This is a genomic window from Mesorhizobium sp. WSM4846, from assembly GCF_055811415.1.
Map to the genome: position 1 here is coordinate 1 of NZ_JBVVPZ010000060.1, position 13,182 is coordinate 13,182.

The window sequence follows — 13,182 nt, forward strand, 5'->3', positions numbered from 1 at the left end:
GACTCAATCTCCTCTTACAACGAAGATTGAATCAGTGCTTCAGGACCGCTGCAACCCGGACTTTTTCAACACTATCGACCCAAAGCGGACGTTTGCGACACCCATCAGAGATGTCGGCTTCGCGCCTGATGTCGGCCGTTGAGGTGATCTTCGCTGTTGCCCGATAGCGGACGTTGCCGGCGACCACCTTTGGACATCGTTGTTGCGCCATTTCGCGACATTCATGGCCCGTCTCAAAAGCTGCCGTTCGCGCAACGGCTCGAGTCGACCCGTTCCGGAATTTCGGGTTCGAAAACCCCAGGGCGCAAGTCGGTCCCATTGCCGACGTTCCCGGGCCATTTTTCGAAACCCGAGCGCAACCAGCCTTCATGACCCTGCCGCCGTTCGTCCCACCGCGCCGCTGCTGTTTAGGGCGACGGAGTCCACCACCGGCTGGCGGAGCTGCGTCCAGCCCTCGCATCGGCGTCAGGGCGCTGAATCCGAGCCGCAACAACAGCGTGGCTGTAGTTGCGGCGGCATAGCTCCAGGGCATGCGCCGCCATATTGCGCCCGAGAGGGATCGCGCAGCAACCGCAAAGAGGCCGTGGGGAGGCCATCCGCATCGTCGGCCAGCAGCAGGTGCTCACCATCGTTGAGGCCGATGCCTTGGGCGGCAAGCCACATCGCCACCACCGGGCAGCGATGGGCAAAGGCTTGGAGAATCTTGATGCGCGTGCCACGGCCGGCCCGGCTCCGATCGCCAGTGAGGCGCTAGAGCGAATCGCGGCCCTCTATGCCGCGGACGCGGATATTCGCGGCCGCTCCACTCGCCAGGAGAAGAGCCGTCCCCTCCTCATTGAGGCATTGGAGCACTGGCTGCGGGGCAAGCTCGAACTGATCAGCCAAAAATAATCCGCGGTCCCAGACATTCCAGCCGTAGTCGCAGAAGATCCGGTTTTGCCGTTCGCGGGGCCGTTCAGGTACTGTCTTGTCCGTTTGCGTACTCTGTGTTGCCGACGAATTGCGGGTAATTGGGCCACGACAGGCTTGCCTAAACCTGTCGTGGCACCCATCAACGCAGCCAATAAAACGGCTTCCAGGAACCATCCCACCAGACCCCATGCACGGTTCTCATGAACGGCCGTGGATCATCGGGAGCCACGCACCAGACCTCCATGTGGTCGTCGTTACGGGACAGCGTCGCAAGCGGCGTCCGCTCCGGGATCGGCATTGGACCGACCGTGTACCAGGGCTCCCAGGACCCGTTCCACCACACACCGTGCAGCCGATCATCGTCGCCCACGCACCAGATCTCCATGTAGTCATCGTTGCGGGACAGGACTTCCAGCGGAGCGCCGGGCGGGAACGAGAACGGGCCCGGGAGAGTGTACCAAGGCTGCCAGTTGCCATCCCACCACACCCCATGGAGACGGTCGTCGGTGCCAATGGTCCAGACCTCCATGTGGTCCTCGTACCGGCCCAGCGTCGCGAGATGCCCACCAGGCACCAGGCTGAAACCGTTGGCTGGTGTGGGCAGCGAGTACCAGCCGTTCCAATTCCCGTTCCACCAATTGCCGCGCAGCGTCCCGGTCCCATCGATGCCCCAGATTTCCATGTGATCATCGTGACGGCAGTGTACGGCAAACGGAGCACCCGCCGGGAAGATCGCCCCAGGCAGCGCGTACCAGCCTTGCCAGTTGGTACCATCCCACCAGATCCCGTGGACCTGGCCATCCGCCGCGACGACCCAGACCTCCATGTGATCCCTGAAGCGGGAGCGGACGGCGAGCGGGGCTCCCGGGGGCAGGCCAGGGGCGGGTGCCCCGAGCGTGCCCCACTGCTGCCAGTTGGTGCCGTCCCACCAGATGTGCCGGAGCACGCCGTCATCGGAGATACCAAATACCTCCATGTGGTCCTCGTGCCGTCCCAGCACTGCAAGATGACCGCGAGGCGGGAACCGGACCCCGGGGTTGGGCAGGGCGTACCACGCGTGCCAGGTGCCGTTCCACCAGTTGCCGCGGACCGTGCCGAACGCGTCCACCACCCACAGCTCCATGTGGTCATCATTGCGCTTGTGCGACGCGATGGGGGTGCGGTCCAGAACGGTGAATCGACGAGGAGACGCCAGCGCGATCCAGCTAGCCTCGGACGGGACGCCATCGCGGTTCAGGATGAACAGCATATAATACCCCTGTGGCGCGAGAGAGTGGGGGAAGGCTCCGTCCGGTGCCACTACCTGGAGCCTGCCTCCGTGGTCGGGAACGCGGGAAAACGACAACTCAATAACCCGCTGTTCCGTGTCGGTCTGGTGCGTGACGGCCATGGGTCTCACCAGCACGACCTTTGCAATGGCGTCAGCCTCCCGCGTATCGATGTGGAAGTTCTCCCCATGGCGGACGGTTTGAGGGGCGGACGAGATGACCGGCCTCGGGCCATGAAACAGGTATGGCGGACTGAAGATCTCGATTTGCGGTGTGCCGTCGCCGCCGGCGACCATCACCTTGCCGCTCGGGAGCAGGAGCGACACCGAATGGTAGGTGCGGATGTAGAGCATCCTCTCCATTGGGAGCCAGTCGTCCCGATCCGGGAGGTAAAGGGCACACGGCGAGAATAGCGTATCAATCCCGCCGCTGACGAACACGGTGCCGTCGGGGAGAAGCACCGCGTTGCACTGCCGCCTGGATTGCTTGTCCGGCATCGGCTTAGGCATGTTCCATGTGGACGAAGGGGAGAGGTTGGAAACGTCGATGGTTTCGTACGTGTCGTTGTCCGTGCTGCTGGCGCCGCCGACGACGAGAACCCGGATGTTCGTCGACATCGCCTGCAAGAGCGTCACGGACATGCCCTTTACGCGGTTTGTCGCGGCTGGCGTGATATTCGTCCATGTGCCCGACGACGAGCCTGCAACAGGCGGTGCGAACGAGAAGAACCCCGACTCGTTGTCAGGAGTAGCGGGCATGGCGCCGGCGGTTCCCCAGCCCGTGCGCGAGTAAAACACAGTGTGGTTGGGGAGCAGGTGGAAGCCGGGGTACAGGTTTGGGAAGCCGCGGGAGTCGCCGGTGATGTCGTCGAAACGGTCCGTCGCCTCGTTGTAGACTTCCATGTCCCCTTGGCCATCTCCGCAGGTAATAAGGGATCGGAAGTCGCCGAGTGTCACGACGGTGGGATACCAGCGGTAGCCGTGATGCATGTCCCCCACCGTCCGGGTCCAGGTCAATGCCACTGGATCGAACTTAAATCCTGCCACCGCTTCGGGGGTCACATTGCGATCACCGCCTCCGCCGACGACCAGGAGTCTGCCGTCCGAAAGGAAGGAATGACCGCCGCAGAAGAGGGCATAGTCGGGATTCAAGAGCGGGTACTCGAACCTGGGGCTGGTTTCGTCGGCTGGATCCCAGATCGGCGTGGGCCAGCCCTGGTTTTGGTAGTCGGCCGGGATGAACAGGACCTTGCCCGTATGCAGAAGGGCAACGTGGGCCACGTCCATGGGACGTCCATCAGGGTGCCGCGTGTTATAATCGAGGACACGCCACTGCCCGTAGGCCGCAGGCCCGAAGTGCTCATGGAGCGCATGGATGTGCGCCGACGTTAGGCCGTCGATCTCAAGAAGCTGGCGAAGATCATGGAAGCCATAGGCACCCAGCGATTCCCTGTGATCGAAGACCGTCCTTGCGAGGCGCTCGTCGAATATCGGCTGCGCTGTGCGGTGTCGACTGTGGTTGTGCGACGCCGTTTGAGTGGCCTCCATGAGATCGCCGGGTCTGCCAGCCGAGTTGAGGAATTCCAGTATCCTGCGATGGACGCGCGGCAGGATGTTGGGGCTTCCAAGTGCCTTCACCTGCATTTCCATAGCCATCAGCTCCTCTGTGGCAATCTCTTGTGGGCGACCATGTCTTTATTGCCGGGAAAGTGTCGTTTCGCACCAACGTGCAGCGAGAACCCTTCGGCGAGCTTCGGACCGTCGGCTTGTGGGGGTGCTACTGCAAAGATCGAAGTGAACACGACCGTAAGGACTGCCTGCGCTTTCATGCGCGCCTCCCCCATCTTCAGCCGGATCAGGAGCCGCCGGCCTTCGGATCCTTCTCTTTAGCGCAATCGGACATCGCGATACGCACGCGCGTCGACGAAATACTCGAGGCGTATTCGGGAAGCGAAAGCCACCGAGACATGGCCAAGCTTACGGTTTTTTGACGCTGAAGTGAACCTTATCGCTTCTCGCTGATGGCGAAAGCAGGAATTCATCTACGGCAGGAACGGCCGCAAAGCCGTCATTTGATGCTATGCGCCGAACTTCTGCTCCCAACCGACCCGGTCCTTTAATGCCGCCCTGGACATGCTGAGCGGCTGAAGCGCGCATCGCCTTGATCGCGCCATTTCGTGACCTTTGCGGACGCCGTCAGAAAGGTCCGGTTCCTGACACATTCTGCCTTCGGACCGCGCAATGACGCCCTGAACCCGTAAGCGTGGCCCCGGCTCGCAGCCCGAGCTAGTGCCGGGTCGGCCGCGGCAGGATTTCACGGAGCACCGTTTGGCACTGCAACCGGTCTCGCTGCATGCCTACTGGGACGGTCTGGTCGGTGACAAAGCAATGCCGCAGAAGGCAGTCGAAGCCGCGCGACGCTGCCGATTGCGCAATCCTCTTCACATTGCTGCATGCGGCGCGGTGCGGGTGCGCGTCCCGCGATAATGCCAGCAAATTGGTGGGCCAGCGTCGCAATCCAGACAACCTGCGCCTGCGCCATGCCTGGGGTCGCGTGTTTGCGAAGCTACACGGCGTCGCGTCTCCCCTTCGGTCCGCGCGGCGGCCTGCTCGAGATCGGCGGTACCGGATCCGCGTTCGCGATCCCTGCAATGCTGCACCAAAACCTGTGTGCTGCACGATTTAGCACAAAGGTTTCCCGCGTTGAGCGTTTTCAAAGACTTAGCTTAGTGCTCGACGTGCAGCATTCGACGTTCGGGCTCCTTGGCCGCGCATATGGTCTTACCATGGGGCTTTCCCTATAGTCATGCGCAGTGGAACAGGACCAACATCTGGAACGCAAGCTGGTCGCCATCCTCGCCGCCGATGTGGTGGGGTACAGCCGGCTGATGGGGCTGGACGAGACAGGCACGCTCACCCGACTCAAGGCGCTTCGCCGCGAATACATAGAGCCGTTGATCGAAGGATATCATGGCCGCGTCGTCAAGCTCATGGGCGACGGCGCGTTGGTCGAGTTCGCCAGTGTGGTCGATGCAGTGGCCTGTGCCGTCGAAATCCAGCGCGTCGCCGCGCAGCAGAACTTCAACGTGCCGGAGAACGCCCGGATCGTGTTCCGCATCGGAATCAACCTGGGTGACGTGATCATCGACAAGGATGATTTTTACGGCGACGGCGTCAATATCGCGGCCCGCCTGGAAGGACTGAGCGATCCCGGCGGTGTCGTCATATCCGGAACAGCCTATGATCAAGCCCGCAACAAGCTCGGCCTGACCTTCAAGTCGCTGGGCGAACAGCGCCTGAAAAACATTGCCGAGCCGGTGCGCGCCTATCGCGTGCTGTTGGAGCAAGCCCCTAGTGCCAGGAAGTTGCGCTCTCGGCGGCCGTTGATCGGCGCTGCAGCGCTTTTCCTGGTGCTGGCGGTGGGCCTCGCGGTGGTTCTCTGGCCGCGGGCGGTCGCGCTTCTGCAGGACCAAAGCTCGACGATCTCTGCAGAGGGCAAGCCCTCCATTGCTGTGTTACCCTTTGCCAATCTCGGCCAGAAGGCGGACCAGGACTATTTCGCCGAAGGGCTCACAGACGATCTCATCACCGATCTCTCGAAGATCTCCGGGCTCCTCGTCATTGCCCGCAACTCCTCGTTCTCCTTTGGGGATCGATCCCTCGACATCAACGAGATCGCGAAGCAGTTGAATGTCCATTACGTGGTCGAGGGCAGCGTTCGCCGGGACGGAAATTCGGTCCGCATCAACGTCCAGCTCATCGACGCCAAAACCGGAAGCAACATCTGGGCCGAGCGCTTCGACCGCGACTACTCCAAGATTTTCGTGCTGCAGGACGAAGTGATCGGGCGCATCGTCGAGGCTCTGTCGGTGCGCCTGACGGAAGGCGAGAAGGCGCAGATTGCTCGCCTGCCGACGCGAAATCTGGAGGCGTACGACTTCTACACCCGCGCCGAGCAGAAAGCGTACGTGGTCGACTTCACGTCTCTCGGTGAGGCTCTGTCCCTGTATCAAAAGGCCATCCAGCTCGATCCGGCGTTCGCGGACGCCTATTCGGGATATGCCCGGGCCACCGTGGACGTGCTCGGCTTCGATTTCCAGCGCCTGATGCTGAGTGCCGTCGCACGGCAGCGCGCCTATCAAGCGGCAGGGCGAGCGCTGGAGCTCAATCCCCAGTCCTCGCGAGCCTATGCCGTGCTAGGCATCCTGCAGATGCTTGACGGCGAGATCGACGAGGCGCTCGCGTCCGTCCGCAAAGCCGTCGCGCTCGACCCGAACGGCGCGGAGGCAGAGCTCAACCTGGCGATCGTGCTGACGTATGCCGGGCAGAACCCGGAGGCACTGGCGGCTATGGAACGGGTGCTGCAGCTCGATCCCAAGCCACGGGCGCAGATCTACGACTATTACGGCTTCGTGCTCTATATGAACCATCAATACGAAAAGGCCCTGCAGGCGCTGAGCCAGGTCCAGCCGGAAGAGCGCAGCGACCTCGGCCTGGAGGCGCTCGCCATGGCAAATGCGCGCCTGGGCCGAATGGCCGAGGCGCGCGATGCGGTTGCAGCAATCCTGAAGAAGATTCCCGCGCAGAGTCTCGCCGGCTTTCGCGTCGTATACGCCCACCACCGGCGGCAGCAGGATCTCGATCATCGGCTGGATGCTCTTCGCTTAGCCGGGTTTCCGGAGCGCGCCTTCGATTTTCGTGCGCAGGAGGAGGACCGCCTGGACGCCGAGGCCGTGCGAGCCTTGACGGGCGATCGAACCTGGACCGGACGTCAAAACAATGGCGCACCGTTCGTCATGGAGCTGAGCGCAAACGGAGATTTCGCCCTGAGTTCGCAGGGCAGCATCATCACCGGTACGTCCACGCTGGAGGGCGACCTCTTCTGCACGCAATCCGTAGCGACGTTGCTCGGCCGCAAGTTCTGCGGCCCGCTCTATCGCAATCCCCAGGGGAACCGCGAAACGCAGGACGAGTATGTCTGGCCGGACTCCGTCACGGTATGGTATTTCTCGGTGTCTCAGTGATACGCTCGGTTCGACTCGAGCGACCGCGACATCGCGCCTGAGCCGAGTCAGTTGCCGGCCGCTCTCGCCTCGAATTCCTTCGCTTCGACCGCAGGCCATTCGGCGTCGGCCTTCGCAAGGACAGCAGCGGGGTCGGCATCGAAGTCTTCCTCCAGGCCCTCCTTCCCAGAGAAAAGGAAGAGCTTGCCGTTCACAATGCGCCAGGCTTCCGGGTCAATGTTCGCGGATGCCCCCTTGAATGCCGCATTCAGCGTGCAGAAGCCGCCAAACTGAGGGGCATAGCGCACCGGCTCGGAAGCGAAGGCATCGCGATGTTCGACGCTGGCGAAATACCACGTCGCCCCGAGCCACTTCTTCGAGATCTCGGGCGAACCCATGGTCGCACGACCGTCGGTGAAATACGCCACCGGATCGTAGCCCAGTATGGCGACGTTGCCGAAGTATCCAGTGTTCACTCCATCGACGGCGTAGGATGCGCCAGTGCCAAGGAGCAGGAGGGACGCGGCTGCCACTCCTGCGCAAAGCAAACTGTCAAACGCTCTGGAATGATTTTGTGTCATGTTTCTCTCCAGTAACCTCGTGAGGTCAGTTTCCCGCGGCCATGCAATCCTTGAGCGCCGCCCCCAATTTTTCCTTGGGTTGGCATTTCGCCCCGCGCTGCTTGAGCAGAACCATCACCTGCGCACTCTGAAAGAACGTCGCCCGGCTGAGAGGTGTAAACCCGTACTCCTGGATTGCCTCGACCTGTGCACCACGCGCGATCAACAGGTCGGCGACGGCCACCTGGTTCTCTTCGGCCGCTACGTGCAGCGGGGTGATCTTGTGCGTGCTCAACGAATCAACCGCGGCCCCGTGGTCGAGCAGCAGTTCCGCTATCTCCAGGCTTCCTGAATACGCCGCCGCATGAAGCGCGGAGAAGCCGCGGTCGTTGCGGGCGTCGACGTCGGCCTTGGCCTCGATCAGCACCGTCGCTACCTCCACCTTGCCGGCAAGCGCGGCGTCGATCAGTGCAGTCTCGCGGCTTTCGTCGCGACTGTTCACATCCTCGCCTTGTGCAAGGAGCTCGCCGACTTTGGCGGCATCGCCCTCGCGCGCAGCGTCGTGAAGCGGCCCGGCAGTCACCGCACCGGCGGCTAACCAGGAAATGAAAGTAACGACGAGAGCCCGACTGAAAATCCGAAGCCAGCCGGTTCGGAAACGCCTGACCCGCATCGGGAAGGCCCTCGGCAGCAACAATCGCCTCGAGATCGTCATCGTCTAACCCTCCGGGCGCCGTTCGCCCGCGGATGGACGTGTATGAGACCACTCTAATACATTCGGCGCAGCGGAGCCATAGGGTGCGCGAGTCGAACTCGCGCGAGGCGCGCCGTGTGCTCAACTGGCCGTCGGCGATGAAGGTGATCGGCGAGGTTGCCCACAAGGCCGTGATCGCGCGGGACAGCATGAGCCATATCGACGACATTGCCGGTGGGCTGCTGTATGATGTCCCGTGCCCGAGCGCCCCGACGACGTCATCGAAGTCAGCCTCCCGTTCCTGCGGGGCGAGGCGAAGAACGCCGGCATCGACTTGGCTAGCCGAAAATCGCGTGAGGGCAGACGGCGTGCCCAACAAGGCGATGCGAGAGCGTCAGCCGGTCCCTCTCGACGTGATCATCAATCGCATGCGCGTCACGAGCGCAGTTCCTACCTGGCGCTCAAGGCGAACAATGACGTCGAGGCCGAGCGGCACCTCAAAGAGGCGGACCGCAGCCAGGGCCGCGGTGCCATACGTGATCCGAAGCTGTCCGCGATCGAGATGAACGGCGAGCTTGGGCGCGGGCGTGGTCAACGTCGTCGGGGTAGGCAGTAACGAGGATCGTCGGAATCGCGTAACCCGGCTCGATGAGGTGAAATGTCCGCCTTCCACTCCAATGCGGACCTCCAACGCGGTTCCGTGGAACGGCAGCATCGGGTCATCAGCGCTGGTTGCCGCGAATGTCGGCTATCGGGCAGCAAAATGGGTTGATGAAGGTCGGCTTGGGGTCAGACCCGGACATCACGCCAGCCGACCTAAACGTCTGCTTAGCAGGGCGGTTCTTGAAAGCTGCCTGACCGGAATCGGCCCAGAGGCGACATTTCTCGATCAGCTTGGCAAGGACAGCTTCTGGCGCGGCGCTGTTCCGGGAGACGAAGCGAAGGGTAAAGTCCCACCCTTAGCGGCAGGTAGTTTAAGGTACCTGGCGTTAGATTTTTCACACTCGCAGCCACGCTTCGATACGGAGTTTCCATCCCTCGATCATCTGCGCGAACGCGTCCTCCGTCAGTTCGGACAGATGCGATCTTCCTGCCGTACTCAAGGCAGTGAACGTGTAGGCAATCGACGCCTCCGTGCCTCCGTCAGCGGTCGGGCGGCAGGCCACCTCGACAAATCCGAAACGCGAACCCGGCGTCACCCGGACATAGCGGATGCGATGCGCCACGGGGTCCCAGTCCGTGCAGGCCCAGAGCGTGGTCTCATCACCGTGAGCGGTCCTGAAGACCATGCCCTGGCGCGTCTCCCCGTCTTGTGGATGCAGAAACTCCGGATCCCAGCCGTCCACCCACAGGGTCTCCCCAGTCGGCGTGAACAGCGGAAAGACGCGGTCGATCGGCCCCGAAAGCACGATGCTGTGGCTGCGCTCAAGATGGTCGGTCATCCCCCTCCCCGGTGATTTCCACCAGACGGTGGCTGTCCGCTGCGCCAAGCTCCATTCCGTAGATGCGCTTCAATTGGCCGATTGTTTCCAGGGTCGCCGCGGAAAACGGCGTCTGGCCTTCAAAGGCATGCAGCACGATGCCCTCGATGAGCTCACCCAGGCTCATGTCGCGATGCTCGGCCAAGGCCTTGAGCACCTTCACCAATCGTTTTTCCAGGCGCACCCCGGTCTGCACGCGTTCGATGGTCATGGATTTTCTCTACCATAGTACATTGGTACATGCAATGAACAGAGATGGGGTGGTTGCGGCATATCGCCGGGAGGGTCGCCAACGGCTCTTCTTGCGTTTACGGAGTGGGAATCCCATCTGCGCCCGGCGTTCAGGCCTTTTCCTGCCCGGAAAAACCGATTAGACAGCGCGCAAACACCAGCGGACAGATTCCGCCCGCAACCGAAGGAAAAGCCCTTGTCCACCACGTTCGACAAAGTCGCCAAGATCATTGCCGACACAAGTGAGATCGATATCGACACGATCACCCCCGAAAGCCACACCATCGACGATCTCGGCATCGACAGCCTCGACTTCCTCGACATCGTCTTTGCCATCGACAAGGAATTCGGCATCAAGGTGCCGCTGGAAAAGTGGACGCAGGAGGTCAATGACGGCAAGGCCTCGACCGACGATTACTTCGTCATGAAGAACCTGTGCGCCAAGATCGACGCCCTGGTCATGGCAAAGAACGCCTGAAATGGCTTGTCTTCTAGCCTGACCCACAACAGCCGCCCCATGAACCCTCGCCCATGAGCCCCCACGACGTCGTCATATCAGGCATCGGCCTTGTCTCTTCGCTGGGAGAAGGCCCGGATGCGCATTGGCGCAAGCTCGTCCAGCCCGGCCTGGAGCCGGTGCTCGAAGCCGCCCGCTTCTCGCCCTACACCGTCCACCCGCTGCCGGAGATCGACTGGAACCTGCAGATCGCTAAGCGCGGCGACCAGCGGCAGATGGAAACCTGGCAAAGGCTCGGCACCTACGCCGCCGGCATGGCGCTGGACGACGCCGGCATCAAGGGCAATGACGATCTCTGCACGACGATGGACATGGTGGTGGCTGCCGGCGGCGGCGAGCGCGACGAGGCGGTCGACGCCGACATTCTCGCAGCGTCCGAAAGCCGCAACGACCGCGACGTGCTGCTCAACGAGAAACTGACCACCGAATTGCGGCCGACGCTGTTTCTGGCGCAGCTTTCCAACCTGCTCGCCGGCAACATCTCAATCGTCCACAAGGTGACCGGCTCGTCGCGCACCTTCATGGGCGAGGAAGGTGCCGGCGTCGCCGCTGTCGAGACAGCCGCCGCGCGCATCCGCTCCGGCCAATCGACGCATATCCTGGTCGGCGGCGCATTCCAGACTGAACATTCCGACATGCTGCTTGGCTATGAGCTGGCCGGCTACCTGCATCGCGGCCCCTGGAGACCGGTCTGGCAGAGACAGGGCCTGGACGGCGGCGGCGTGGTGACTGGATCGGGCGGTGCGTTTCTCGTCCTGGAACAGCGCGAGCACGCGATCAGCCGCGGGCGAAAGATCTATGCCGAACTCGGCCCGGTCATATCCGGACGCGCCATACGCCGGCAGGGCGAGCTCGATGCCGAGATTGCTGCGCTGCTCAGCCAGGCGGCATTGCCGAACGGCGAGCTGCTGACGATTTCAGGCGCTTCGGGTGCCCATGCCGCGACTGCTGCCGAGAAATCGGCGCTCGACGCCAATCCGGCGATTGCCGCACGCGGTTTTTCGACGCTGACCGGCCACATGAAGGAAGCGCAGTTTCCCTTCGCCGTGGCGCTGGCGGCACTGGCTGTCGAGCGCAAGGCCGCCTACCCGCCTTTTGACGCCGCCAGCGAGAAGCCGTTCAACGGCGTTCCCAGGACTGTGCTTGCAACGGCGATCGGCTATCACCAATTCGAGGGCTTGGCGTTGGTCAACGCCGCCTAGAGGTCGAGGGTTTCGGGACAACAACATGGCCAATCTGAACGACCATATGGGCAGGCCGATCGTCGCCGTCACCGGTATCGGCGTGGTGACGTCGCTGGGCGTCGGCAAGGCCGAAAATTGGGCAGCGCTCACCGCGGGCAAGTCGGGCATCCATCCGATCACCCGCTTTCCGGTCGACCATTTGAACACCCGCATCTCCGGCACGGTCGACTTCCTGCCGTCGAGCTCCAGGGGCGCTTCCCTTCTTACCTACGACCTGGCCGAGATCGCCGCGCAGGAAGCCGTGACCGAAGCCGGCCTCGATTCAGGCGATTTCGGCGGGCCGCTTTTCCTCGCCTCGCCGCCGGTCGAGCTAGACTGGAGCGAGCGCTTTTCGCTCTACAATTCCGACAAGCATGACATCGGCGCCGAACGGCTGCTTCGGGTGGCGCGCGGCTTGAAGGGGCTCGAAGTTTTCGAAACCACGCAGTTCGGTTCGATCGCCGACCGGCTCGCCGACCGTTTTGGCACGCGCGGCCTGCCGATCACGCTGTCGACGGCCTGCGCCTCGGGCGCCACCTCGATCCAGCTCGGCGTCGAGGCGATCCGCCGGGGCGAATGCGACCGGGCGCTGTCGATCGGCGCCGACGGCTCGGCGACCGCCGAGGCGCTGATCCGTTTCTCGCTGCTTTCGGCGCTCTCCACCCACAACGACATCCCCGAAAAGGCGTCAAAGCCGTTTTCCAGGGATCGCGACGGGTTTGTCCTCGCTGAGGGTTCTGGCGCGCTGGTATTGGAGTCGCTGGAGGCAGCACTCGCGCGCGGCGCGACCATTCTCGGCATCCTGCGCGGCTGCGGCGAGAAGGCCGACGACTTCCACCGCACCCGCTCGAAGCCGGACGGCTCGCCGGCGATCGCCGCGGTTCGCGCCGCGCTCGCCGATGCCGGCCTGGGCGAGGACGAGATCGATTATGTCAACGCCCACGGCACCTCGACGCCGGAAAACGACAAGATGGAGCATTTGTCGCTGTCGACCGTGTTCGGCGAACGGATCGGCTCGATGCCGATCTCGTCGAACAAGTCGATGATCGGCCACACGCTGTCGGCCGCCGGCGCCGTCGAGGCGGCGTTTTCGCTGATGACCATGCGTGAAAGCGTTATCCCGCCGACCATCAATTACGACAATCCCGATCCGGCGATCGTGCTCGACGTGGTGCCGAACCAGAAGCGCAACGCCGAGGTCGGCACGGTGCTGTCGAACTCCTTCGGCTTCGGCGGCCAGAACACCTGCCTTGTCATGGCGCGGGAACCAGTCTAAGCGACCGTTCTTCGCCAA

The 13,182-nt window shown here is 62.8% G+C and carries 11 protein-coding genes and 1 pseudogene; 7 read left to right on the forward strand and 5 right to left on the reverse strand.

The window, feature by feature from the left end:
* Positions 1-714 precede the first annotated feature (714 nt).
* Positions 715-888: pseudogene (locus tag AC0L15_RS30515) on the forward strand (IS66 family transposase); the annotation flags it as partial.
* 163 nt (positions 889-1,051) lie between these two features.
* On the opposite strand, the gene AC0L15_RS30520 reads toward AC0L15_RS30515, so the two are convergent.
* A complete protein-coding gene (locus AC0L15_RS30520; RefSeq protein ID WP_287247242.1) occupies positions 1,052-3,829 on the reverse strand; it encodes a galactose oxidase-like domain-containing protein in 2,778 nt (925 codons plus the stop codon).
* A 29-nt stretch (positions 3,830-3,858) separates the two neighbouring features.
* On the opposite strand from AC0L15_RS30520, the gene AC0L15_RS30525 reads away from it, so the two are divergent.
* Both AC0L15_RS30525 and AC0L15_RS30530 read left to right on the forward strand, forming a co-directional pair.
* A complete protein-coding gene (locus tag AC0L15_RS30525; RefSeq protein WP_287247243.1) occupies positions 3,859-4,170 on the forward strand; it encodes a hypothetical protein in 312 nt (103 codons plus the stop codon).
* 822 nt (positions 4,171-4,992) lie between these two features.
* Positions 4,993-7,203 (forward strand): tetratricopeptide repeat protein, encoded by a 2,211-nt coding sequence (locus tag AC0L15_RS30530; RefSeq protein ID WP_287247244.1) that lies wholly within the window; start codon positions 4,993-4,995, stop codon positions 7,201-7,203.
* A 47-nt stretch (positions 7,204-7,250) separates the two neighbouring features.
* Here the strand turns inward: AC0L15_RS30530 and AC0L15_RS30535 are convergent, their stop codons facing one another.
* Both AC0L15_RS30535 and AC0L15_RS30540 read right to left on the reverse strand, forming a co-directional pair.
* Positions 7,251-7,763, reverse strand: a complete 513-nt coding sequence (locus tag AC0L15_RS30535) for a YHS domain-containing (seleno)protein (RefSeq protein ID WP_473498050.1) — start codon at positions 7,761-7,763, stop codon at positions 7,251-7,253.
* A 25-nt stretch (positions 7,764-7,788) separates the two neighbouring features.
* Entirely contained in the window at positions 7,789-8,457 is a 669-nt protein-coding gene (locus AC0L15_RS30540) for an ankyrin repeat domain-containing protein (protein ID WP_287247245.1), read from the reverse strand.
* Between the two features lie 235 nt (positions 8,458-8,692).
* Here AC0L15_RS30540 and AC0L15_RS30545 point away from each other — a divergent pair, with 235 nt between their 5' ends.
* Complete coding sequence (locus tag AC0L15_RS30545; RefSeq protein ID WP_128188191.1) at positions 8,693-9,052, forward strand: hypothetical protein; 360 nt, start codon at positions 8,693-8,695, stop codon at positions 9,050-9,052.
* A gap of 382 nt (positions 9,053-9,434) precedes the next feature.
* On the opposite strand, the gene AC0L15_RS30550 is transcribed toward AC0L15_RS30545, so the two are convergent.
* A complete protein-coding gene (locus tag AC0L15_RS30550) occupies positions 9,435-9,878 on the reverse strand; it encodes an SRPBCC family protein (protein ID WP_287247246.1) in 444 nt (147 codons plus the stop codon).
* The gene (locus AC0L15_RS30555; protein WP_287247247.1) at positions 9,862-10,128 is read right to left on the reverse strand and encodes a ribbon-helix-helix domain-containing protein; all 267 of its coding nucleotides are present in this window, start codon (positions 10,126-10,128) and stop codon (positions 9,862-9,864) included. Before AC0L15_RS30555 ends, AC0L15_RS30550 begins: the two co-directional genes overlap by 17 nt.
* Positions 10,129-10,344: 216 nt before the next feature.
* On the opposite strand from AC0L15_RS30555, the gene AC0L15_RS30560 reads away from it, so the two are divergent.
* Genes AC0L15_RS30560 through AC0L15_RS30570 form a run of 3 tightly spaced genes read left to right on the forward strand, consistent with a single transcriptional unit; the run spans position 10,345 to position 13,164 of the window.
* Complete coding sequence (locus tag AC0L15_RS30560; RefSeq protein WP_023802974.1) at positions 10,345-10,626, forward strand: acyl carrier protein; 282 nt, start codon at positions 10,345-10,347, stop codon at positions 10,624-10,626.
* Positions 10,627-10,679: 53 nt separating this feature from the next.
* Positions 10,680-11,867: a beta-ketoacyl-ACP synthase gene (locus AC0L15_RS30565; protein WP_287247248.1), complete on the forward strand. Its 1,188-nt coding sequence runs from the start codon at positions 10,680-10,682 to the stop codon at positions 11,865-11,867.
* Positions 11,868-11,892: 25 nt separating this feature from the next.
* Positions 11,893-13,164 (forward strand): beta-ketoacyl-ACP synthase, encoded by a 1,272-nt coding sequence (locus AC0L15_RS30570; protein ID WP_287247249.1) that lies wholly within the window; start codon positions 11,893-11,895, stop codon positions 13,162-13,164.
* Positions 13,165-13,182 lie beyond the last annotated feature (18 nt).